Source organism: Verrucomicrobiota bacterium (genome assembly GCA_038744685.1).
Classification (GTDB): Bacteria; Verrucomicrobiota; Verrucomicrobiia; order Opitutales; family Puniceicoccaceae; genus Puniceicoccus.
The window spans coordinates 19,114-40,621 of the sequence record JBCDMB010000002.1; the positions used below are offsets into that span (position 1 = coordinate 19,114).

At 52.6% G+C, this 21,508-nt stretch carries 24 protein-coding genes and 1 tRNA gene; 18 read left to right on the top strand and 7 right to left on the bottom strand.

Annotated elements, in window-relative coordinates:
* Window positions 1–143: 143 nt before the first annotated feature.
* From AAGJ81_01525 to AAGJ81_01585, 13 genes are all read left to right on the top strand, one after another.
* Window positions 144–665, top strand: a complete 522-nt coding sequence (locus AAGJ81_01525) for a hypothetical protein (GenBank protein MEM0964816.1) — start codon at window positions 144–146, stop codon at window positions 663–665.
* A 49-nt stretch (window positions 666–714) separates the two neighbouring features.
* Window positions 715–1,035: a hypothetical protein gene (locus tag AAGJ81_01530; protein MEM0964817.1), complete on the top strand. Its 321-nt coding sequence runs from the start codon at window positions 715–717 to the stop codon at window positions 1,033–1,035.
* The gene (locus AAGJ81_01535) at window positions 1,013–1,810 is read left to right on the top strand and encodes a hypothetical protein (protein MEM0964818.1); all 798 of its coding nucleotides are present in this window, start codon (window positions 1,013–1,015) and stop codon (window positions 1,808–1,810) included. Before AAGJ81_01530 ends, AAGJ81_01535 begins: the two co-directional genes overlap by 23 nt.
* Window positions 1,807–4,098: a hypothetical protein gene (locus AAGJ81_01540; protein ID MEM0964819.1), complete on the top strand. Its 2,292-nt coding sequence runs from the start codon at window positions 1,807–1,809 to the stop codon at window positions 4,096–4,098. Before AAGJ81_01535 ends, AAGJ81_01540 begins: the two co-directional genes overlap by 4 nt.
* A 5-nt stretch (window positions 4,099–4,103) precedes the next feature.
* Complete coding sequence (locus tag AAGJ81_01545; protein MEM0964820.1) at window positions 4,104–5,285, top strand: ATP-binding protein; 1,182 nt, start codon at window positions 4,104–4,106, stop codon at window positions 5,283–5,285.
* Between the two features lie 2 nt (window positions 5,286–5,287).
* Window positions 5,288–5,494: a hypothetical protein gene (locus AAGJ81_01550; GenBank protein MEM0964821.1), complete on the top strand. Its 207-nt coding sequence runs from the start codon at window positions 5,288–5,290 to the stop codon at window positions 5,492–5,494.
* Complete coding sequence (locus AAGJ81_01555) at window positions 5,491–6,024, top strand: hypothetical protein (GenBank protein ID MEM0964822.1); 534 nt, start codon at window positions 5,491–5,493, stop codon at window positions 6,022–6,024. The genes AAGJ81_01550 and AAGJ81_01555 overlap by 4 nt, the downstream gene beginning before the upstream one ends.
* A 444-nt stretch (window positions 6,025–6,468) precedes the next feature.
* Window positions 6,469–6,870, top strand: coding sequence for a hypothetical protein (locus AAGJ81_01560; GenBank protein ID MEM0964823.1), 402 nt, complete (start codon window positions 6,469–6,471; stop codon window positions 6,868–6,870).
* Between the two features lie 12 nt (window positions 6,871–6,882).
* Window positions 6,883–7,101, top strand: a complete 219-nt coding sequence (locus AAGJ81_01565) for a hypothetical protein (GenBank protein ID MEM0964824.1) — start codon at window positions 6,883–6,885, stop codon at window positions 7,099–7,101.
* A 15-nt stretch (window positions 7,102–7,116) separates the two neighbouring features.
* Window positions 7,117–7,329, top strand: a complete 213-nt coding sequence (locus AAGJ81_01570) for a hypothetical protein (GenBank protein ID MEM0964825.1) — start codon at window positions 7,117–7,119, stop codon at window positions 7,327–7,329.
* A 22-nt stretch (window positions 7,330–7,351) separates the two neighbouring features.
* Window positions 7,352–7,783, top strand: coding sequence for a hypothetical protein (locus AAGJ81_01575; GenBank protein MEM0964826.1), 432 nt, complete (start codon window positions 7,352–7,354; stop codon window positions 7,781–7,783).
* The gene (locus tag AAGJ81_01580) at window positions 7,780–8,400 is read left to right on the top strand and encodes a hypothetical protein (GenBank protein ID MEM0964827.1); all 621 of its coding nucleotides are present in this window, start codon (window positions 7,780–7,782) and stop codon (window positions 8,398–8,400) included. The genes AAGJ81_01575 and AAGJ81_01580 overlap by 4 nt, the downstream gene beginning before the upstream one ends.
* 2 nt (window positions 8,401–8,402) lie before the next feature.
* Complete coding sequence (locus AAGJ81_01585; protein MEM0964828.1) at window positions 8,403–8,738, top strand: hypothetical protein; 336 nt, start codon at window positions 8,403–8,405, stop codon at window positions 8,736–8,738.
* Between the two features lie 239 nt (window positions 8,739–8,977).
* On the opposite strand, the gene AAGJ81_01590 is transcribed toward AAGJ81_01585, so the two are convergent.
* Window positions 8,978–9,054, bottom strand: a tRNA-His gene (locus AAGJ81_01590).
* A gap of 128 nt (window positions 9,055–9,182) precedes the next feature.
* Between AAGJ81_01590 and AAGJ81_01595 the strand changes: the two genes are divergently transcribed.
* The 5 genes from AAGJ81_01595 to AAGJ81_01615 all read left to right on the top strand — a co-directional run bounded on the left by AAGJ81_01595 (window position 9,183) and on the right by AAGJ81_01615 (window position 13,685).
* Window positions 9,183–9,770: a DUF308 domain-containing protein gene (locus AAGJ81_01595; protein MEM0964829.1), complete on the top strand. Its 588-nt coding sequence runs from the start codon at window positions 9,183–9,185 to the stop codon at window positions 9,768–9,770.
* Window positions 9,763–10,923, top strand: coding sequence for a UDP-N-acetylglucosamine 2-epimerase (non-hydrolyzing) (wecB, locus tag AAGJ81_01600; GenBank protein MEM0964830.1), 1,161 nt, complete (start codon window positions 9,763–9,765; stop codon window positions 10,921–10,923). The genes AAGJ81_01595 and wecB overlap by 8 nt, the downstream gene beginning before the upstream one ends.
* A gap of 185 nt (window positions 10,924–11,108) precedes the next feature.
* Window positions 11,109–12,119: a hypothetical protein gene (locus AAGJ81_01605; GenBank protein ID MEM0964831.1), complete on the top strand. Its 1,011-nt coding sequence runs from the start codon at window positions 11,109–11,111 to the stop codon at window positions 12,117–12,119.
* A gap of 57 nt (window positions 12,120–12,176) precedes the next feature.
* Window positions 12,177–13,316: a PatB family C-S lyase gene (locus tag AAGJ81_01610; protein ID MEM0964832.1), complete on the top strand. Its 1,140-nt coding sequence runs from the start codon at window positions 12,177–12,179 to the stop codon at window positions 13,314–13,316.
* Window positions 13,317–13,352: 36 nt separating this feature from the next.
* A complete protein-coding gene (locus AAGJ81_01615; GenBank protein ID MEM0964833.1) occupies window positions 13,353–13,685 on the top strand; it encodes a hypothetical protein in 333 nt (110 codons plus the stop codon).
* Between the two features lie 410 nt (window positions 13,686–14,095).
* On the opposite strand, the gene AAGJ81_01620 is transcribed toward AAGJ81_01615, so the two are convergent.
* From AAGJ81_01620 to rfbB, 6 genes are all read right to left on the bottom strand, one after another.
* Window positions 14,096–15,505, bottom strand: a complete 1,410-nt coding sequence (locus AAGJ81_01620; GenBank protein ID MEM0964834.1) for an SLC13 family permease — start codon at window positions 15,503–15,505, stop codon at window positions 14,096–14,098.
* A 125-nt stretch (window positions 15,506–15,630) separates the two neighbouring features.
* Complete coding sequence (locus tag AAGJ81_01625) at window positions 15,631–16,347, bottom strand: ABC transporter ATP-binding protein (GenBank protein MEM0964835.1); 717 nt, start codon at window positions 16,345–16,347, stop codon at window positions 15,631–15,633.
* 5 nt (window positions 16,348–16,352) lie between these two features.
* On the bottom strand, window positions 16,353–17,534 hold the full coding sequence (locus tag AAGJ81_01630) for an FtsX-like permease family protein (protein ID MEM0964836.1): 1,182 nt from the start codon (window positions 17,532–17,534) through the stop codon (window positions 16,353–16,355).
* Between the two features lie 86 nt (window positions 17,535–17,620).
* Window positions 17,621–18,760: an efflux RND transporter periplasmic adaptor subunit gene (locus AAGJ81_01635; GenBank protein MEM0964837.1), complete on the bottom strand. Its 1,140-nt coding sequence runs from the start codon at window positions 18,758–18,760 to the stop codon at window positions 17,621–17,623.
* 71 nt (window positions 18,761–18,831) lie between these two features.
* On the bottom strand, window positions 18,832–20,229 hold the full coding sequence (locus tag AAGJ81_01640; protein ID MEM0964838.1) for a TolC family protein: 1,398 nt from the start codon (window positions 20,227–20,229) through the stop codon (window positions 18,832–18,834).
* A gap of 132 nt (window positions 20,230–20,361) precedes the next feature.
* A complete protein-coding gene (gene rfbB / locus AAGJ81_01645; protein ID MEM0964839.1) occupies window positions 20,362–21,435 on the bottom strand; it encodes a dTDP-glucose 4,6-dehydratase in 1,074 nt (357 codons plus the stop codon).
* Between the last annotated feature and the right edge of the window lie 73 nt (window positions 21,436–21,508).

Genomic DNA, 21,508 nt, shown 5'->3' on the forward strand with positions numbered 1-21,508 from the left:
AACAGCTCAAATCTCCAGCCGAAACTAACCGAAGCACAGATGCGCAAAGACTACGAATGGTTGCGAAGCGAAGTAGAGGAGACCGAGAGACTTCGTCGCAACCGCATGATTAAACGGATCGACCAAATCTTGGAGGATCTACGATGAGCGCTCTAAGAATTGAGAACCTCCAACCCTTCTGCTCACGCGATGATATTCGATACGTTTTCAGGAGCCCGTTCTGTTTCGAAGACTCTTTGGGCGGAGAGTGGACAGCCGCCACAGACGGGCGGGTGTTCGCCGCTGTTGAAGATACTCTTCGGTGGGCGAAACCAGAGGAATCAATACCCCTGCAACATAGCGACTCCATCAGGTCTTTTTTGAACACGATCTTCAGCCTAAGTCCGTTTTGCTGGGAACAAGGCGAGCCCACTCCAGATCTCCCGTCTCCGAAATACGAAGTAATGGAAGACGAAGGAGAGCGATGGACCATGGAGGTTTACGAGAGAATCGCGTTTCTCGATCAAGTCGTATCATCCGCCTACCTCCGCAAGATCCAGAACTGTGCAGGTCCAGTCAAGTGGATGAAAGGACCACCTTGTGAGCACCTTGACGGAGACTACGGATACTACGTTTGGGCCGGCCCTCAGATAGCCGGAATCCTAATGCCACTATGGAACGCCTAATGATCCCCGCGTCTCACACTTCACTCTTCAAACTTCTCCCTTCGAAAAGATGATCCAGAACGTCCGACCTTCTCCCTGCGTAGTTGCTTACGAGTCGGTAACCGGCTCGGAGATCGACGGAGTTTCGATTCATGCGGGATCGGGCGACTCTGTGAAAAACTTGACCGAACAAATCGCTGTTTTCATGTGCCGCCGTGCAGAGACCGAAGCCATGGTCAAAGCCCTCCTGAAAGCAACCTACATCCACTACGGGAACGACGGTTATCCAGTCTCTTCCTTCCGCTTTGCCACACCTCGCCACAGTCCAGAAGACGGCGACGATCAACCCAGCAACCGCCTAGACTCTCATGCCGACAAAACCGAAAACTGATAAACCGGGAACTGAAAAACTGGAGTTTGAGATCAGCGACATCCCTCTAAAGGAAATCGACCTGACAGCTACCGACCTCCAAATGCGCGATGACAGCGCGGGAGATGGCGACCAGGTAGACAATCTGGTTGAGGCTTACAAAGCTGGCGACGACGTTCCGCCCATCGTCCTCTTCGCCGCCGACAAATCCGGCACCTATTATATTGGTGACGGCTGGACCAGGTGCTACGCAATTAAAAAGGTCCGCGGCAAGAATACTATCAACGCTAAGGTTTACTCAGGAGGCCGAGACGCAGCCTTCAAACACGCCTGCGGTGCCAACGCCAACCATGGCTTGCGGAGAACAAACGCAGACAAGCGAAAGGCCGTCACCTCAGCCCTTAAGAAATGGCCGGAGATGTCCGACCGTTCAATCGCCGACATCTGTAAGGTCGGAAATCAGATGGTCGGTCATGTCCGAAAGGAGGTGTGTGATTCACACACCTCAACCCGAAAAGGCAAAGACGGAAAAGCATACCCGACTCCCAAAAAAAAGTCCGAGCAGATCGACTTTTGGCAGGTCTTCACAGACGATTTCAACGGCCACCTCACAGAGATGGAAGTCTCTTGGACGAATCCTGTCTTTCAGGAAGAGGTCGTCAAAGACCCTGAGAAAGCCGCGGACCAGCTGGAGACCATAGCCAACGCGATCGCAGACGAGGCCCGTGAGATGCGGAACCTGGCTAAGAAGATTCGAAGCGGCAAAGCCGACAAGCGGACAGGAGGATCGGTATGAGCGAAATCGCCTTAGCAACTGCCGACTTGGCTCCAGAGGCCACTGGAATACTCATCTGCGATCGCGTCACTGATTGGGTTCCAGCCCGACAGTTCGGCGAGTTTGTGAATCTTCCGATTTCGGAACAACGCAACGTTTTGTTACACCTTAAACTGTTTCGCCGGCTCGAAGAAGCCGGCCCTGGCAGAATCGGCAAAGCAGCGGTCCAGCTTTCCCGCGAGGTCAGGACAATGCACCCAAACATTCGGGGCATGTCTCCCGGACGCATCCGCGCCAAATACAAGCTGTGGAAGAAGGGCGGCCGCAAGACCGATGAAAACGGCAAAGAGACCGGTGAGGTCTTCCATCCTAACGATTGGCGATGCCTGGTTCGTCAATACACAAACGGCGGCGACGAGCATCCCCGTGAGTTCATCGAATACCTTGTCACTCTCTATTCGGAGACCACCCGAAACAACGACGCCTTTGCCGGCGTTCACGCTCGCCTTAAGCGCGAGTGGTTTGCCGACGAGCCGATACCTGGTTACGGCCGCGCTTCCGAGTGGTATCCCAAACAAGGCCTTCCCGTCCCGTCCGGAAAGATCCAGCGCGATGCGGACCTCCCACCCAGCTGGAGCTACTCTACACTTTGGCGCCATCTAAAGAAAGCTCTTCCCAGCAGAGCCATGCGTCAGGCCGCCCAGGGGCAGACCAACCGCCTCCGCACTTCATGGGGCGAGCAGATGATCCGTGACCGCTCGAAGCTTCTCCCTATGCAGCTCATCACGATCGATGACGTGCGCCTTGATCTACAAGTGAGGATGTTTGTCGATAACGCCTGGCAGATCGTTTACGTCGACGCGATCTTCGCGCTCGATGTCGCAACAGGCCGCATCCTCGCTTTCGGCATCAAGGGCCGTGCTCTTCGTTCGAAAGATACCGAAAAGGGAAAGGCCGAGAACACCCGCATGAGCATCAACGGGGCAGACGTGCGCCATCTCTTTCTCAAAGTTCTGACCGACTGCGGCCTTCCCCCTTGGAAGATGAAGTGGCTGATGGAAATGGCAGCCGCCCGTCTGAACCAGCCCGATGAAGAAGCCTTTCTTCAGTTGATGGGGGATCGGCTCGAAACCGATTACACCGGCATGGGGCGCAGCAAGCTCCTCGAGAGCGGCTTCCACGAAGAGTGGGGCCGGCCTGGTATGAAAGGATGGATCGAGTCGTTCTTCCGCATCCTCCACACCCACAGCAATCACTTGGAAGGCACCACGGGCAGACGGTTCGACCTCACCCGCGGGGATCAGCCAGCCCGCGTCAAATACTCGACCAGCCTGATCGCCCGAGCGGAGAAGATCATCGACGGGCCCCTCTCTCCGGATCAGCCCCTTGCGAAGCAACTCTCTTTCCCCGTTCTCGCTCTCGACGAAGCCAACCATGTCGTCGGGGAAATCGTCGAAGCGCTCAACTGGCGGGTGAAGCACAAGCTCCAGGGTTTTGAGAGGATCTTCGAATGGAAGGACTCTTCGGGCCACTGGCATTCTCAGGACGATCTAAACAGCATTCCCGCAGAAGAGAGAGTCGGCATCAAACTGACCCCTCGCCAGGAAGCTCCCGCAGAGAGGTTTATTCGCCTCGGCAAGCCGTATGCAAGCCAGTGGCAAAGAGTGGATCCAGAAGTCCTCTACGCACTCTATGCGGAAAAGCGCCCCGCCACGCTCCGGGAAGGCAACATCACAATTTCCGATCAGAAGCTCTCCAGGGAGGCGATGATCTTCGGCCCTGCCGATCTGGAACAATCCGTTAGCCATGACGGAGTCAAGGAAGGCGTGCTTGCTTACCTTTCCGACGATCTCACCCACTGCGTCATCGCCTGCCGGAAGTCGGGAGCCTATCTCGCCACGCTACCCCGCAAAGGCACGGTCGACATCACGGATGAAACCGCTATCGCCAAACGTGCCGGCGAAGTCCACCGCTGGCAGGAAGAACAGCTCGACCACATCCGCAGCCTCTTGCCCGAACAGCAAAAGCACTTCGCTGAACGGTTGGACAACAACGAAGATACCCTCCGCCTCGCTGCCGAAACCCGTGACGACGTCCCTGGGAAATTCACACAGGCTCGGGAAGCGGAGAAGCGCGAAAAGAAACGCGAAGCCACGATCCGACGGGCCAGTCGATCAAACCCCGACTCAGACAAATTCGATTCTTCAAGGCTACTCTCCAAGGCATCCGAACCGCAAGACGACGAACCTTTGGAGGATGTCGAAGACCGGTTCTCTCCAGAACGACTCTTAAAGCAAAACACTAACTAAAAAACATGACTAAGACCGCAGCACCCGCTCCCGAGGACGATAACGAAGAGGAAGACGACAAGATGACCCCGACTGCGGGGAACGTCGCCAAAGCCAGCTGGAACTTCTCAACGAAACAGTTGAGAGAGAACCTTGAATATGCCGGCGAAGAAGTCGTCAACCTCCTGGTCGACGCGTTCCTTCTATGCCGAAAATACAGCATCTCGAAGACTGAGTTCGCCGCTGAAATCGACGTTCACGCATCGACTGTCAGCAAGATCTTCAACGGAAGGTATACCGATCCGAAGAACTCCCATATTCGCTTGGTGCCAAGCAAGAAGTTTCTCGATGCCACGAGAAACTTTATCGCAGCGAAGAAAGCCCGCGAGGCTGTGAAGAACAAGCTCTTCATTGAGACTCCGACCGCTCGCCGAATCTGGACGCTCTGCGACCTCTCCCGAGAGAGCCATACCCCTGCCTTTATATGGGGGGCAAGCCACATCGGTAAGACCTTTGCTCTGAAACGCTATGCAGAAGCAAACAATCACACACGGACCATCTACATCCGAATGAAGGCTGCCAGTGGCCTCGGGGGTATGGTTCATCGTATTTGCGACGCGGCCGGCCAGCCGATCAACACGAACAACGCGAGACTGATCGAACTCCTCAAGGGGACAATCGATCCCGGACAACTGCTGATCTTTGACGAGATACACCAACTCCAACATACCTACCGGAAGGAAAGCTTCTTCGCATGCCTGGAAGTGATCCGTGAAATCCTGGATGAGGTAGAATGCGGCGGCGTCATCTGCGGAACCAATCTGGCCCGCGATCGGATCAACAAACATAAGAAGGGAGACCTCGAACAGCTACTCCGCCGTGGCGTTCACCGCCTCAACCTCGGAAACGTGGTCCGTGTGACTGATATGAAAGTCATCCTAAGCCACTACGGTCTTCCGTGGCCGTCAAAGGGTATGGAGATCAAGTTGGACTCTGAACACATCTTCGAACCATTGGCAGAGCTGCGTTACATGGCTGGACATGAAGGCTTAAAAGCTCTTTGCGAGAGGATCCGATACGCTGAGGAGCTGGCAAAGCTCGAGAAGCAAACTCTCGATTGGAAGCACGTAGCAGATGCCCACTTCACGATCATGGCAAACGCTACCTATGGAGAAGGTGCCGAAGACGAATGGGACGACGCCGCATAGTCATGAGAGACGAAACCATCTTAATCATCGCCTTAATCCAAACCTACGGAGCTGCTCTTTGCGCGGTTGTAGACCTCGCGATGAAAGGCCCAGTGCCGCTGATACTCTGGCTAGTCTACTCCATGGCGACCTTTTTCGCCTTCATCCGCGTGGGTGCAGAACTACACCACGCCCGCAAACAATCCTCAACCTCCCAACCCAGACCATGAACGAAGACCTAGAAAAACAACTCACATCGGCCTCCCGCGATCACTCCGGGAATCGGGAGACTCTTTCTAAACGCATCGACGCGCTTCATGCTGAGATTGAGGCAGCGAAACGGCGGCTTTTACCAGGCATCCGATCAGCCGTTGCCAAGTGCCTAGACTCAAAGGCAAAACTCGGAGGACTAATCGAAACAAACCCCGAGGCTTTTGAGAAGCCACGCACCGTGACCCTTTCCGGCATCAAACTCGGCCTCCAGAAACAGAAGGGCAAGATCACTTGGAAGGACCCGAAAGCCCTGGTCAAAAAGATCCGCTCTCTTTTCCCCCAACGAGCCGATGACCTGATTGAAGTTACCGAGAAACCCCGCCGCGCTGCGATCAACAAACTCGACGTTGGAGATGCGAAGAAACTCGGCCTCACCATCGAAGCCGATACCGACGCAGTCGTAATCAAGAGCACTAACGACGACGTCGACAAACTCGTCGCCAAACTCCTCGACGAGGAGAAGACCGACGCTGAGAAGGCCGCCTAAAGTGATTCGTTGGCAGTTTTTAATCAAAGAATCAGGGGAATGAGAAAACTCATCTGGAAGATCGAATACGCAATGCGTCTGCGGAAGCTAACTAGGACACCCTTTCGATGGGGTTACGAAAACGCTGGAGCTTTCATAGAGAGCTTTGGTGATGACTGGAAAAATACGAGACCACGAGAAGCTGCCGAATGGGAACGCGATGAAATGCTTTCTTCCTGCTAACGATGGAGGTGAGTGATGAGTAAAGCGAGTTCAGCTCAACCGTCTGGTTCTGTGAAAATTGTCCGCTGCCCCAGAAAGGATGATCTAAGACTCACAAGACGCGAGAAAGCAAAACTAAGAAGAGTTTTCGAGTGGGAGCGTCGAAGTTCGGATGAATTTGTTTTGGGTGTTCCACAGAATGAGGGCGGTCAACGTCCCGTAACGTAACGTCGGAGGAAAGACATGATAGACGAAGAAGAGATCTTAGATGTGGTTTTTATGGTAAAGCACGAAGGCATGAGTTTCATTCAGGCGAGGGAAGAAATCATGGCTATCCTCCGACGTGGAGAGAAGGGTGTGTTGGACCAAGTTGTTGGACGGCGCGAAGCGACGGGAGACAACGTAGGGGCAATGCAAGGACCGCCCTCATTGGACGGGCGGAGGTGCCCGAAATGCAAAGGATGGGGCTTAGACTTTGTAGACTGCCCAGATGGCAAAATCGACACTATGAACTGCCCAGAATGTAAGGGCACCGGAGAGCGGAGCGACGAAGGAGCGGAGCGTCCGGCCAACGCCGAAGTGAGGGACGCGAGCCCTCGAACAACAAACAACTCCGGGGGCGAAACTCGCGTTCCTCTCCACTGACTGGTTAGACTTATGGCTATATCAACCGATGACGTAAAAGACCTTCCCCATATCGTGATTGTGGAAAACGAAGGTGAATTGAAACTTTTTGAATACGAGCGTGGGCAAATGGAACAGGCCCACAAGCAAGCGCAAGACTATGCGATGCGAAATGGTGGTAGGGCAATTGTCGCTGTCAGGGTAAGGCAGTGCGGGGACTTTAAGTATCTCTCCGACCACAATTGTGTCTAACGATTGAGGTGAGTCATGAGCGATAGCGAATTGAATCAAGCGTGTGGTTCTCAGGTTTGGGAATGCGTTTCCAAATGGGTTGGCGGAGACGAGTATTACAGATGGGAACCAGTGGACAAAAGCATCAACTACGGGCAAACGGAGCTGGTTGGCATACCCGCTACGCGAAAACTACTAGGAAGACGCATTCAGGTCACTGGGGTTTTGCTTCCTGAGAACAGTAATTAGGCGACAACTGTCAGATATTGAAATGTCCGAGCCCGTCCAGATTCCGCAAGCTCTCGACACGCCCGACTTCCGAGAGGCATGGAAGGATTGGCTGGGTTTCCGAACGAATGACGGCCGGAAAGCATACTCTGATCGGGCAAAGAAACAGCTACTAAAGAAGCTTACTCCTTGGGGAGCCGCCGCGGCCGTCGCAGGGATTCAGCATTCCATATCAGCGGACAACGACTGGAAAACCGTCTACCCCGATCCCTCTTTCAAGAGCGACTCTGGTCCCAAGAAAAAACTCTCCACCTGGGAGATCAAAGAGAAGCTTAGAGCAATCGACAACCGACTGACCGACTCCGATCTAGCCTACGAGCACGTCGACCCCGAGAAAAACCGGAAACGCATAGCCAAACGCCGCGAACTAATCGCAACCCGCAAAGACCTAGAATCCCAACTCCTCTCCTCGTGACGGCCAAGCAGATCAGAATGTATCGGGCCGAGTGGACTAAAGCCCTCGCTGAGATTAAGGCTAAACGGGGTCCACTGACCAAAAAGGAAGCAGATCAATGCCGTCGCGAGATTCATGCTGATGTCGGTGCCCCTGAATCGTCAAAAGAATTCAACAACAAAGACGTCGATGCAGTTCTAGCCGTCTTCTTTGCTTGGTCATTGGCCGATGACTTACTAGTCCAACTACAACTACAGAATCAGCCCGAGATACGAGCTCGCTACCTTGCAGAGGACATGCTCGATCGCATCGAGGCTGTGCTAGATAGTTCTCAGCGCCAACAGGAGGCTGACAAAATCCGAAGAGGACCTCCTCGAGAAGGTTACATTCTCTACCTTCTTCGTAGGCTGAACCCGAAATCGGACATTCCCGTTATTGATTCAGCGATGGCTGGAGACTGGCAGCAAGTTATTCGAGCGCTTGTATATCGGCATGATCAGGTCGTCCGGGCCGCTATCCCCTCAGAAGGTCGTGGAAAGCAACCTGCGAAACGAGTGGCAAAAAGTCGCCAAGAGGATGCTCGCCGGCGAGTCCCTGACGATCCAGTTCCCGTTCCCTCCGGAGAAACACCCTGGTAAAGATGTCGATTCAGTGGACCAGCCGCCTTTCCCTAGCCAAAGTTTCCGACAATCTGCGTGGATTGAAGCTGGAGTTATATACAGCCATACGGGCATGGGACCCCATCGTTGACGGCCCAGGTCCGAGCATTGAGGATCTAGCTCAGAAGACCGGTCGTAAGGAATCTAGTATATCCGGCCGCTGCAACGAGCTCAGAGACGATGACGGCGTGATCCTCAACGGTCCAATGAAAACAAATAAGACCGGTTTTTCCGCAGTCACTTACGTTGCCCTGGCTTGGCGGGAATCTAACCTAGAGCCGGAAATCGAACCGTCCGGACAGACCCGTTTCTTTTAAGATGCACCGCCGTTTCAATCACGTTGAATCCATTTTGCAAAGCGAGTGCATTCCGGAAGAACGTCCCGGAAAAAAGTACCAAACCTCTGAATTCCGGCCTTTTTCTATTAGAAATTCATCAAACCTCCACCAAGGAGGAAGATGTTGTGTAAGTCGTTGATTTACGGGCAAAAACAGCCTCTTACGGCCATTTCTTGAATCTATCAAACCTCCTGAAAGAGATCTCTTGATCAAAAAATTGGGGTGGTAGACCGGATTTGAACCGGCGACCCTCGGTACCACAAACCGATGCTCTAACCAACTGAGCTACTACCACCGTCGAGATCAGACAAACGAAGTCTTTCGCGTGGTGTCAATCCTCGGGTGCGAGGGAGCCTCGAATCAAAACCCTTGTTTCAAAACTTTCAGTTGATCCCCCTCCCCTTTTCCGAGATTTTCGGGGTCATGCCTGAAACTCCTAGCCTCCCAAATCCTTTTGCCAATCTCGGACCCGACGTGCTTCGACGGAACAGTAAGGCTGCCTTCTGGGGCGGTATTCTCTCGGTCATTTTGGGAATCGCTGCGATCTCGTTGCCGGGTGTCTTCACCTTGGGAATCGAGGTCTTTATTGGCACCCTCCTTGTCATTGGCGGTCTCGTTCAGGTGTTTTCAGCATTCGGCTCAATCGGTTCGAAAAACTGGCTCCTTGCTGGATTTGTCGGGGCCTTAACAGCAGTTGTCGGAGTGCTTTTCCTTCTCAATCCTCTCAAGGGCGTCGTCGCTCTAACAGCTCTTCTGGGTATCTTCTTTCTTGTAAGCGGAGTGTTCCGATTGGTTGCAGCGATTCAACTGCGTGGGTCAGGCAAGGCAACCGGCTTTGCAGTTGTAAACGCGGTTATCACGATCGTCCTCGGTGGCCTCGTTCTCGCCGAGTGGCCAGAGTCCTCTATCTACATCCTTGGGCTCTTCCTTGGAATCGACCTGATTTTTATCGGCCTATCCCTAATTGCAGTCAGTGGAGCAATGAAGCAGGCGGGTAAGGGCGGTGAATAAGCACAAAGTCCTAGTAGTCGCAGGAACGCGACCAGAGGCGGTTAAAATGGCGCCGGTCTATTTTGCGCTGAAAAGATCCTCCTATCTCGAACCGATCTTCTGCTCGACCGCTCAACACCGGGAAATGATGGATCAAACTCTCGGGGTCTTCGGCATTGAACCGGACATCGATCTCGACCTCATGCGGCCAGAACAGACCCTTTCCACCTTAACAGCCGCGGTGATAAAAGGTGCAACGCAAGCCCTTCGAGAGATCCAACCGCAGGCTGTGTTGGTGCAGGGTGACACCACAACAGTCTTGGGAACCGCTCTCGCAAGTTTTTACGAGAAAATCCCGATCGGCCATGTTGAGGCTGGTCTGCGAACCTACGACTTTGATGCTCCCTGGCCCGAGGAAATGAACCGCAGACTGGTCGATCCCATTTCCAGGTGGTGCTTTGCCCCGACCTCGTTTAGCCAAAACAACCTTTTGAAGGAATCCATTCCGGACGCTCAATGCGAGGTCACGGGAAACACCGTGATCGATGCACTTCTCTGGGTCCGTCAGCAACAAGAATCCGTAGGTCTGACAGCGAGTGAGATCGTGGATCGCTGCGGAATTGATACTGGTTTCGCGTCGCGTTTTTTGCAGACGGACAACCCATGGATTTTAGTTACCGGTCATCGTCGAGAGTCCTTTGGAGGAGGTTTTGAGAATATCTGTAAAGCCATCCTCAATCTAGTCGAGCAATGGCCGAATCTAGGAGTCTTGTATCCCGTTCACCTGAACCCAAGTGTCCAGGAGCCTGTCTACCGTATGCTCAAAGGCCATCCGCGCATCTGCCTCGCGGAACCATGTGGCTACTACGATTTCATCTGGTTAATGGGGCGTTGTCATTTCCTCCTTAGTGATTCAGGAGGCGTTCAGGAAGAAGCTCCGAGCCTGGGCAAGCCTGTCCTTGTCATGCGTGAAATCACTGAGCGACCGGAAGGAATCGATGCCGGAACCTGTCGCCTCGTCGGCACAGATCCCGATAGAATAATGCAGGAAGCCTCCCTCTTGATGGAAAACGAAGCGGAATACCAAAAGCGGAGTGCTCTGAAAAATCCCTACGGTGACGGAAAAGCTGCCAATCGAATCTGCACTCGACTGGAAGCTGACCTCTGCGGCTAATAGCCTGGAAGATTTATGGTACGCTGCTTCTTTTCCTCCCAGGAACAAATCCCGACAACCGTTATCAATTTGTTCAACAAAAAATTCCCGAAGAGCACTCGTACGATCCCGAAAAACCCCATCCTTGAGTTCTGATGACCGTTCATCGGAAATTACCGCTTCGCACAGGATCTGGTTGGAAAGAAGTGCACCCTCGTCCCTGCAAGTGGAGAATCGCTTGGGAGAACAATGAGGAGATCTGCGTAGCGAAGACTGATTTTTCCAACGTCGGATCTTTAGGTGCGCCCGGAATGGTCGAGTCGCCTCTCGCTTACGATCCGAACACCAATCTACTCTACCGCTACTACTGCCCATCTCTTGCAACACGAAATCAGGTAAATGGGGTTATCGCGATAAACCTCTCTTCGGGCGAAAGGGAAATGTGCTTTACGCTCAATCCATTGAGAACGGTTCCCTGGATGTTACAGAAGATTCCCGACAAACCTTTTTTGGTGGGTCTCGTCGTTACCGATGCTAGTCGAACCGAGAAACCTGGAATCGTTCTCCAACACCAACTAGGCCTCTTCGACCTCGACCAGAAGAAGTCGCTTCTTCGAGCCCTTCCCAACGGATGCCAACATCCCGTGACTGCATCGCCGGCAAGTGACCGCCTTCTCTTTCATGGTCCGGATGGTTTTCAACAGGTGAGCCTAAGGGGAAGGAGACGCCTCACCCTCTCCGGTTCTGACTGGGGAGACGGTCGAGACGGAGCCGCTTTTCATCCACGGAACAGTTCAATCGTAGTCGGCGGTCCCAGTCTCTCACTTTTCGAACCTCTTCGACGGAGACGAACCGAATGGGTGAAGAGCGGTGGAGGGTTTCCCGTGTGGAACGAGGACGCTTCAACTTTGTTCTTTTCCGAGAACAGTGGATCGCTATCCCGCTACAATCCTGCGTCAGAAGTTGCTGAGAGCATTGTTTCCATTCCTGCCAATCGACATCCCGAACGAAAGAAATCGAGGCCCGTTGCCCTTTCGGAGGACCAGCGTTACTTCGCCCTACCCCTCACCCGAAGGTCCCCTTTCCATGCCGAAACCTCCAACAGTGACCAGCCGGCCTGGATCGAACACCAAACCCTTGTCATTGGTGATCTGGAAAACCAGGAAATCTGGCAATTTCCAGGCCCAGTCAATCAATGTATCTGGGTAAAATCCTAAGTATTGGAATTCAACTATCTTTCTGGCCAAACCAATCTTTGCCATCCACCGTTCAGTATGAAGTACGACTTTGACAGTTGCCCTGACCGGGGAGGAACCGGGAGCTTGAAATGGGATCGCTATTCAGGCAAAGACATCCTTCCCTTCTGGGTGGCCGACATGGATTTTCGGACCGCACCCGAGATCGAGACTGCTCTTGCATCCCGTCTCGCCCACGGGGTTTTCGGCTACACAATTCCTTTCGACCAACCAATTGCTTCCGTAGTTCGATACTTACAAGAACAGCATGGAGTGAGAATCGATCCAGAGTGGTTAATCTGGCTTCCCGGTCTGGTTCCAGCTCTGAATTTGATTGCTCAAACATTCTGCTCTGCCGAACAGGGAGTAATCACCTCTACTCCGGTCTATCCACCATTTCTAACCGCTCCCAAAAACGCCAGCGTGCCTCTACACAAAGTCCCTCTCGTCAGGAATAAAGACTCCTGGGAAATGGACTTCTCAAGCCTCGAAGAAAAGCCTTCCGGTGGTGCTTTCTTTCTTTGCAACCCGCACAATCCAGTCGGATGTTGCTTCGATGCTGAGGACCTCCAGAGACTTGTGGCACTCTGCAGGGAAAAACAGTGGATCCTGTGTTCGGATGAGATTCACTGTGACCTCATCCTTGATCCTACGGTCAAACACCTTCCCGCGCTCTCAATAACAACCTCAGAAGTTGATCAATTGATCGCTCTCTACGCACCTAGCAAGACGTGGAATCTGCCCGGGCTAGCCTGCGCGTTCGCTGTTGTTCCAAATGGAGAGTTGCGGGCACGGTTCAAACGAGGGATTCAGGGAATCATCACGGAAATCAATTGTTTTGGCTACGCAGGGTGCACGGCCGCCTATGAAAACGGAGAATCCTGGCGACAAGAGTTACTCAAGGTATTGCGGAAAAATCGTGAGCGCGTTTATCACTTTTTCTCCGATAAGTCGGAACTCATTACCATCTACCCGATGGAAGCTACTTACCTAGCCTGGTTCGACTGCAGGCGCTTACCCGTCAAAGATCCTGCTCGCCTTTTTGAAAAGTTCGGAGTGGGACTCTCCGACGGAGCGCCATTTGGCCAACGAGGATGGCTTCGACTAAACTTTGGTTGTCCACCCGATCAACTCGCGGAAGGCTTGGAGAGAATGCAAGAAGCCTTTGACTCGTTGTAATACCAAAACAATCCCCGCTGGACACAGTATCTTTCGATGAACTCAAAGCCGATTGAATCAGACTGGAAGCAATTTCGGTCGATGGTTGATACCCTGCGAGAGCGATATTTGGAAGAAACCAACCAGCGTCTTCGAGACTCGCTCCTGAATCCGACGAAAACCCCAACCGAACGGTTTTGGGATACACACGAAGAAATCCGTGAAGAAGCTAGAGTCCTGACTGATTGTCTGGATAAACACTCCCGTTCAAAAATGTATGAAGCGATGGTGTTGATGCTCCATCACGGTATGATGACAGAAGATGACCTCGAAGTATTTAGTGAAGACTTACAGGAGAAACTGATCATCCATCTGCGGAATTGGCTCTGATTCCAGTCGGGAGCAACTCGAACCGGATTTGGAAGAGTTTGGCTGCGATAGTGCATTCAGAAGTTAATATTACGCCACGAGAAGGCTCCCTCATTCCTCGTTCTCCAGAGCACTTTTCGATTAGGTTGAACCGTCAGGTGGGATTTAAAATGAGAGCAGCGCACTTGTCTCGCCGTAGCTTCTCAGCGAAGGAGGAAGGCGGCTTGGTGTGTAGCGGGCTGAAGCCCGTGAACACCAAGCTAACGCCGCGAACTCCCATTTTAACCCCATCCGGAGGACTGGCTGCTTTTGAGCCGCAACAGCGTTCGAGCGGCGCTCACGCACTTCTAGTGCGCAGCGCGTCGCTCCGCCTCGTTGAGGCGCAAAATCAGCTCAGGCTGATGGTTCAAACTAATTGAAAAGTGCTCTTGTCAGAAGACAAAAGGCCCCAGAGTCTTAACCGCGACCACAATCAAAACTAAGAAAAGCAGATTCAAACGGATTCCTGACCGAATCATCTCCCGAACTCCGATCTGTCCTGTCCCGTAAACGACTGCGTTGGGAGGTGTTCCCACTGGCATCATAAAAGCGCAACTCGCTGCCAACGCTGTTCCTGCCAAGAGTGCGCTCTCAGAGCTATCCAAAGACAGAGACAAAGCTGCAGCAACTGGAAGAAACGTGGCAGTCGTCGCTGTATTGCTCGTCAACTCTGTCAGGAGAAGAATAAAGCCACAAAAAAGAACGAGAATCATCCATTCGGGCACCCCGGACAAGGCTCCAAACTGCACTCCCATCCAATCGTCAAGGTCGGTTTTCTTCATTGCTGCAGCTAGACTAAGACCACCTCCAAAAAGTATAAGAATCCCTAGAGGAATCTTAGAAAAAGCGTCTGCCTCCAATATGAAACCTCTACTACCCTTTTCCATTGGTATCAAAAAGAAGACGACGCCCGCAGCGATCGCGATTCCCGCATCCGAGATGGCTGGAATCCATTGTTCAACGATCGGGCGGGTCATCCATGCCACCGCCGTAACCGCGAAAACGATGGACACACACTTTTCTGAAAACGATATCGGACCCAAATTCCTTTGAGCCTGCTGCAGGCGTTTCTCTATCCCAGCCGTCCCTTTTTTCCTATCGAGGCCTGAACGCAAAACGAAGTAAGCAGCAACAAGGCCGACGGCCGCAATCGGTATACCGATCAACATCCATTGAGAAAACCCTATGGTGTAGTCTCTCGTTTCCTCGAGAAACGCGGCGAGAAGAGCATTCGGCGGAGTTCCAATCAAGGTAGCGACTCCTCCAATCGTGCAACCATAAGCGACTGCGAGCAGCGCCCTTGAGCTCACATGACGATTCTTCGGCTCCTCATCGACAAACAAAGAGAGAATTGAGAAAGCGATCGGCAACATCATCAGGGCGGTTGCTGTATTACTGACCCACATACTGATCGTTGCAGAGGTAATCAAAAGACCAAGGACGATTCCTCTCGGCGTCGGGTGGCAACGGGAAAGGAGAAGCAGAGCAAGTCGGCGATGAAGACCCGTTTTCTCAATCGCATGAGCGATCAGAAAACCTCCCAGAAACAGAAAAATCAGAGGATTTGCGTAAGGAGCGGCGGTTTCCCTTATCGACAAGACTCCCAGCAAAGGAAAGAGAACCAGCGGAATCAACGCGGTGGCCGATATTGGGATACACTCGCTCAACCAAAAGACCGCCATCAGTAAAGCCACGCCAACTACTTTCCATCCAGTATCCCCGAGACCTTCTGGAGAAGGGAAGATCCACGTGAGAACAAAAAAAGCGACACCTAAGAAAACGCCCGTGCGATGTTTGTTCATTCCCACCACCATGACATTTATCTTCTAGAGCAACTGTGTCTCAAACCAAAATCCGTGGAGAGTGCTACCCACGGGTTTAAAATGAATAACCACTTCCCAAGAAGAGGCCTCGATCCTTATGCCACCTACTCGCGCTCAGTAGCTTCGACGAACTCGCCATCCTGCATCGAGAGCACAACATCACATTGTTTAGCGAGGTTTTGATTGTGGGTTACCATCAAGACTGCCTGGCCATGTTCGTGACAAAGGGTGCGGAGTAGATCGAAGACCATAGTCGAGTTCCTCACGTCCAAATTCCCGGTTGGCTCATCCGCAAAGATGACTGCCGGCTCGTTCGCCAGTGCCCGAGCCACTGCTACTCGCTGCTGCTCACCCCCCGACAACTGGTTCGCCAAACGATGGCTCTTGTTGCCGAGTCCCACTTCATCAAGGAGTCTCTGCGCTCGCTCTCTCATCTCATCCTCACCCAGCCTTTCGAGCTTTCGCATCGGAAGCATCAAATTCTCCAACGCAGTAAACTCCGCCAAGAGAAAATGGAATTGGAAAACAAAACCGATGGACGAATTTCGCACCGCTGTGCGTGCGGTATCCGCCGCCTTACCCATATCATTCCCGGCAATCCATATATCTCCGTCGTCCTGCCGATCCAAAAGACCGAGGAGGTAGAGCAGCGTGCTCTTACCACAGCCTGAGGGGCCAACGATTGAATACATCAATCCCGGGTGAAGATCTAGACCGACCCCGCGAAGAACGTGAACCCTGCCTTCCCCTTTTCCAAGGTACTTGTGTATATTCGTGCAACGGAGAACCGGGTCTTTAGCAAGCTGATCTTCTTTGTTCATGACCATCAACCACTGGTTCCCCGAATGATATCGCCGGGCTCTAACCGGGATGCACGTCTCGCCGGAATATAGGACGCAATCATTACAATGACCGAGGCAATCAACGCCGCGGTAAGGTAGTGCATCCAATCCCAATGAACGACAAAGCTATCAGTTGCGAAAATACCACGAATTCGGATCGGCAAGCGCGATATCCCATACGTACAAAGGGCCGCCAGCGAACATCCAAAGGCGATCCCAAGCATCAGAACCGTGAATCCCTGCCAAAGAAAAATGCGTGAGATGTCCTTCCGGCGGTACCCCATCGAGCGCAAAATCGCGATTTCCTTGGTCTTTTCCATCACGATCATAACGAGCGTATTGAACATCCCAAGACCCGATATCAGGATGATGCTGGAGACGGTTATCCCCGACGAAACCCGAAGGGCCCGAAACACTTGCAACCAGGTCTTCTCGCGCTCCTGCCAGCTCATCGAGCCATGCCAAACAACCCGTTCGATCCGGTCAGCCACTTCGGGAGCACGCTCATGATCGAGGAGCGTTGCCTGGATGTAGGAGACACCAAAAGGTTTCTTCATCAGGGTCCGAGCTGCTGGAAGGTGGAGAAATACCCTCTCTTTATCCACTTGTTCGATTCCTGTTTCGTAAATCGCCGAAACTCGAAACCTCATATTCTCCCCACTCGCTTCGATGAGCACGGGGTCACCCACATCCAACAACATCCGACGAGCCAGCCGGGAGCCAACCATCACACCAAACGGATTGTCCCGGAAACTGTCGAGATCTCCGTAAAGGATCTGTTGTTCCAGATCGGAAACGTTGAGGAACCTGTCGAGCACGATGCCATACGGCTTACAAAACATTTGTCGGAAATTTCCCTTAATCTCTGCGGAACCCCGCAGGACTTCAGCAACCGAGACCACCTCACGGAAACGCTGGATCGCATCCATAATCTCATCGGGGTGTTCCACACCTTCGACGTAGTCAACGCCATCCTCCATTGAAATCGTAAAACCGGTGCCGCCCTCTACCTCCATCGAACGCATGGTTTGCTGGATACGGTCCTCTACCCGAAGAGCCCCATTTACCCCCAACATGGTCCGAATGAAAAACTGCTCAAACCCCGACGTTTGCGCCTGAGTGACAATAAAGAATGCCACCCCGAAGACAATTCCAGCCAAGCTCATGAACATCGACCGTTTCCTCGATAGAAGGAAACGGATCGCTATCAGAAAGTTCGTTGAGCCCCGCATCTTGAACGGAATCAGGGGGCTCAGCCTTGCTCACCAGGGCGGATCACGGACACCTTGTCTCCATCACGAAAACGATCAATTTCGTCCGCGATCACAATTTCGCCCTCTTCGACACCATCGATGATTTCAGCCTGATTCAGCCCGAGAAACCCGCTCCTGACCCTGCGCATTTCAACAACTCCGTTATCCACAACAAACACAAAATTTCCAAACAAGGCCCGTCGAGGAACCAATAACGTATCCTCCCGACGGTTCTTGATGATGCTCACCTCACCCGTCAGTCCAGACCGGAGAAACTCCTCCCCCTCATCCAGCTGGAGGTAGACCGTATACTGCTGGGTCTCAGGATCCGCGTTCGGAAGCACCTTCTCAACCGTGGCCGGAAAGATTCGATCTCCGAAGGCGAGGAAACGAATTCTTGCTGGATGACCAATCTGAATCCCTGCAAAGTTCTCTTCGTTGATTTTTGCCTCTATCAGAAGCTCGTCGCTGTAGAGCTCCGCCAGGGACGTGCGGACCCCAACCAACTCTCCCGGCCAAGCGAAGATCCGGGTGATGATACCGGAAACCGGTGCAAGAACGGTGGTCTTCTCAAGTGTCCGACGCCACTCCTTCAGTTGGATCTCCATCTGCCGAAGCTGAGTCTCGTCGTTAATTTTTTTTTCGGTCTGAGTCTCCAAGAAAAGCTGGAAGGCCTCTCTTTCACGTTGAATCTCAAAACCTGATAGCGTTCCTTCACGAAAAAGGCGTTCAAAGTTATCAAGGTCATCTTGGCGATTCTGGAGCGCTATCCGATCATCAGCGTCTAACTCAACTCGTCTCTCTAATGATTCGTAGCTTGCCTTAAACGCTTCATACTGCAAAAGGAGGTCGGTAGGGTCGATTTCGATCAGAAACTCACCCTCCTCAACTCTTTTTCCTAGCTCGAGCGCACTCCTTAGAACGCTACCACTCACCTCTGTCGTGAGAGTAATACTGTAGGCCGGATTCACCGTAAGACTACCTGGGACCGCATCCAAAGCAATGCCTTTGGAAACCGGCTCGACAACTGCATCAGGCCGCAGTCCGGTGATGAACAACCAGAATATCCCACCAATCAGCGCCAGCGGAAGGACTACCTTGAGGATAACGGAAAGAAGAGAATTCGATTTAGTGGCCAAATCAGTGTCTTGGTTAAAAACGGGAGACAAACGGAAACATGCTTCCGTTCAAAGTTTTCTAGAAAGACGGGCTAAACGTCCGTCTTTTGAAACTCGAGATAGTCGATTGCGCGGTCTGCGTTCAAAATCACTAGGTAGTCGGCAACGGCTTGGAGAAGAGCCGAACGAGCAATGTTCAAGTTCAATTCCTCAGCGTAGAAATCTGACTGGGTCTGCCGAAATTCGTTCGAAGACACCCGACCGTCACTGAATTCCTGCTTTACCCGGGAGTAAATCTTTGAATCAAGATCGAATCGCCGTTCGGCTAGCCTTTGCTTGCGTATCATAACGAGAAGGGCGTTCTCCATCTTCGTTCTTTCCTCTTCCAGAACCAGAATGTTCGTCCGCATCTGACTTTCGAGGTGCCTTTTTTGAAGCAGGTTGATCCGGCGGCTGGCTTGGGTTGCGAATCCGTCAAAGACATTCCAGCTCACTGAAAGACCCGCAAACCATCGGATGGTGTCCACATCATTCTCAGTCGCGGTGTTCACAGGTGCCTGGCTCACGCTCGCACTAAAGCTGATGTTCGGCCTTTGTTGCGCTTTGATGATCGTAGCGTCCAGGTCCATCTTCTCCATCGAATTGCGGTTCAATTGAACGTTGAACGTGTTTTCCACCCACATTGGATCTAATTCATCTCCCCGAATTTCAGCTTCCAATGCGTCGAGGTTGATCGGAGCGATTCCCGCAGGGATCTGTGGTGCCTCATTCACTCCGCTTATTCGCTGGAAGGTAGTCAGCGTCTCGTTTCGCTCATCTTCCAGCTCTTCGATTTCGATTAGAGATCGATCCAACTCGATCAGATAGGTCAGGTATTCCTCTTCGGACAAGCGCCCGGCACGATAGTCGGATTCACGCCGCGCAAGGCTAGTCTCCAAATTAGTGCGCTCCAAACGAAGGTTGCGCAGCTGCATTTCGTTCAAAATAAGAATCAGATACTCGTTCCTCAGCAGTTGAACAGTGGTCTGAAACTCCTCTTTGCTGAACAGAAGGCTGTTCTCGAAGTCGATCTCACCCTTCTCGATCCCCGCGGTGACAGCTCCCCAGAAATAAAGAGGCCGGTTCACACCAACCGAGACCGAACCCGAAAGGCTGCCGTCATTGTCCTCGCCCGAGCGCTGCACGAAACGGTAACCGAGGTTACCACCGATGCCCAAACTTGGGTAGTAACGCGACCGAGCGATTCTTAGCCGCTCCTGGGCCATTTCGCGGTCCAAACCCACTCGCACCAGCTCGGGTGCCCGTCTGCCCGCCTGTTCAAGGATCATCCTCAATCCGGGGTAGTAATCCTCGGGGAGCGGTAAATCCGTCATCCGTAGGGTCGCCCCTTCGGCTGGAGAGGGGGTGGAAGTTTGCCCGCTAATACTGCTGGCTGTGAAAGAAACTGCTGTAAGGGCTAAGAGACCCGGAATGAGAGAACGAACCGTCATAAACGACCACAAAAGACAGTCGATCCGCCTCCTTCAACCATAAATAACTACACAAACCCTGCCTTCGATCCAATCGGGCCTCTTCCCGCTAGTAAACCTACAAACTGAAACCATACCCGACCAAAGCGAGACTTAGGCACTGGTGCCGATCCGCTGTCGCTGGTATTTCTTCTTCTCGATCTCCTCACACCACTCCCTGTTTTCGAGATACCAGAGAATCGTCTTCCGAATGCCGGTTTCAAATGTCTCCAACGGCGTCCAGCCGATTTCCTGCTCGATTTTAGTCGCATCGATAGCGTACCGCCGATCATGTCCGGGACGATCAGATACGTAGGTTTTCTGGGCGCTGTAGGACTGTCCGTCCCTCCGCGGCCTAACCTCGTCCAAGATTTCACAAATCCGGTCCACTATTTCGATATTCGGGCGCTCACACTTCCCCCCAATGTTATAGGTTTCTCCAATCCTACCCTCCGCCAGAACTGCCTGAATAGCGGTGCAGTGATCCTCAACGAATAGCCAATCGCGGACGTTCATTCCATCGCCGTAGATCGGAAGATCCTTTCCATCGATAGCGTTGAGAACCATCAGAGGAATCAACTTTTCCGGAAATTGGAAGGGTCCGTAGTTGTTCGAGCAGTTGGTAGTCACTACCGGCAATCCGTACGTGTGGTGATAAGCACGAACGATATGGTCACTCGCCGCTTTAGAAGCCGAATACGGGCTGTTCGGGCGGTGAGGGTTTTCTTCGCTGAAAGCGGGATCCACTGGACCCAGGGAACCATAAACCTCGTCCGTCGACACATGAAGAAACCGAAATTTCTTCTGTTTCTCTCCATCGAGTGCCTTCCAGTAACGGCGGACCGCTTGGAGAAGGCGAAGCGTTCCATTTACGTTGGTCTCGAAAAATGGTTCCGGGGAATCGATGGAACGGTCAACGTGAGATTCGGCTGCAAAGTTGATCACAGCTGTAATCGCATGTTGTTCGAGCAGCTGAGAAACAACGGCCTCATCGCCAATGCCCTTCTCTACAGAAAAAAAACGCGGGTCTTCAGAGAACTCTACAAGATTTGCAGGATTACCAGCGTAGGTCAGAGCGTCAAGGTTGACGATTGTTCCCGAAAAACCTGCGTCCGAGAGCAACTTGCGAATAAAATTCGAACCAATAAAACCGTATCCTCCGGTGACCAGATAAGCTTGTCCGCCCATCCCTACCGTTAGGACTTCAACGACCAATATGGCAAGAGCAATGCGATCTCACTCGCACGCGTGATCGCACGGA

Coding starts and splice junctions, on each gene's coding strand:
- AAGJ81_01525 (MEM0964816.1), top strand. CDS start 144: ATGAGCGCTCTAAGAATTGAGAACCTCCAACCCTTCTGCTCACGCGAT.
- AAGJ81_01565 (MEM0964824.1), top strand. CDS start 6,883: ATGGCTATATCAACCGATGACGTAAAAGACCTTCCCCATATCGTGATT.
- AAGJ81_01530 (MEM0964817.1), top strand. CDS start 715: ATGATCCAGAACGTCCGACCTTCTCCCTGCGTAGTTGCTTACGAGTCG.
- AAGJ81_01595 (MEM0964829.1), top strand. CDS start 9,183: ATGCCTGAAACTCCTAGCCTCCCAAATCCTTTTGCCAATCTCGGACCC.
- AAGJ81_01570 (MEM0964825.1), top strand. CDS start 7,117: ATGAGCGATAGCGAATTGAATCAAGCGTGTGGTTCTCAGGTTTGGGAA.
- AAGJ81_01585 (MEM0964828.1), top strand. CDS start 8,403: ATGTCGATTCAGTGGACCAGCCGCCTTTCCCTAGCCAAAGTTTCCGAC.
- AAGJ81_01615 (MEM0964833.1), top strand. CDS start 13,353: ATGAACTCAAAGCCGATTGAATCAGACTGGAAGCAATTTCGGTCGATG.
- AAGJ81_01535 (MEM0964818.1), top strand. CDS start 1,013: ATGCCGACAAAACCGAAAACTGATAAACCGGGAACTGAAAAACTGGAG.
- AAGJ81_01625 (MEM0964835.1), bottom strand. CDS start 16,347: ATGAACAAAGAAGATCAGCTTGCTAAAGACCCGGTTCTCCGTTGCACG.
- AAGJ81_01640 (MEM0964838.1), bottom strand. CDS start 20,229: ATGACGGTTCGTTCTCTCATTCCGGGTCTCTTAGCCCTTACAGCAGTT.
- AAGJ81_01560 (MEM0964823.1), top strand. CDS start 6,469: ATGATAGACGAAGAAGAGATCTTAGATGTGGTTTTTATGGTAAAGCAC.
- AAGJ81_01630 (MEM0964836.1), bottom strand. CDS start 17,534: ATGAGCTTGGCTGGAATTGTCTTCGGGGTGGCATTCTTTATTGTCACT.
- AAGJ81_01545 (MEM0964820.1), top strand. CDS start 4,104: ATGACTAAGACCGCAGCACCCGCTCCCGAGGACGATAACGAAGAGGAA.
- AAGJ81_01550 (MEM0964821.1), top strand. CDS start 5,288: ATGAGAGACGAAACCATCTTAATCATCGCCTTAATCCAAACCTACGGA.
- AAGJ81_01620 (MEM0964834.1), bottom strand. CDS start 15,505: ATGAACAAACATCGCACGGGCGTTTTCTTAGGTGTCGCTTTTTTTGTT.
- AAGJ81_01555 (MEM0964822.1), top strand. CDS start 5,491: ATGAACGAAGACCTAGAAAAACAACTCACATCGGCCTCCCGCGATCAC.
- AAGJ81_01540 (MEM0964819.1), top strand. CDS start 1,807: ATGAGCGAAATCGCCTTAGCAACTGCCGACTTGGCTCCAGAGGCCACT.
- AAGJ81_01575 (MEM0964826.1), top strand. CDS start 7,352: ATGTCCGAGCCCGTCCAGATTCCGCAAGCTCTCGACACGCCCGACTTC.
- rfbB (MEM0964839.1), bottom strand. CDS start 21,435: ATGGGCGGACAAGCTTATCTGGTCACCGGAGGATACGGTTTTATTGGT.
- AAGJ81_01610 (MEM0964832.1), top strand. CDS start 12,177: ATGAAGTACGACTTTGACAGTTGCCCTGACCGGGGAGGAACCGGGAGC.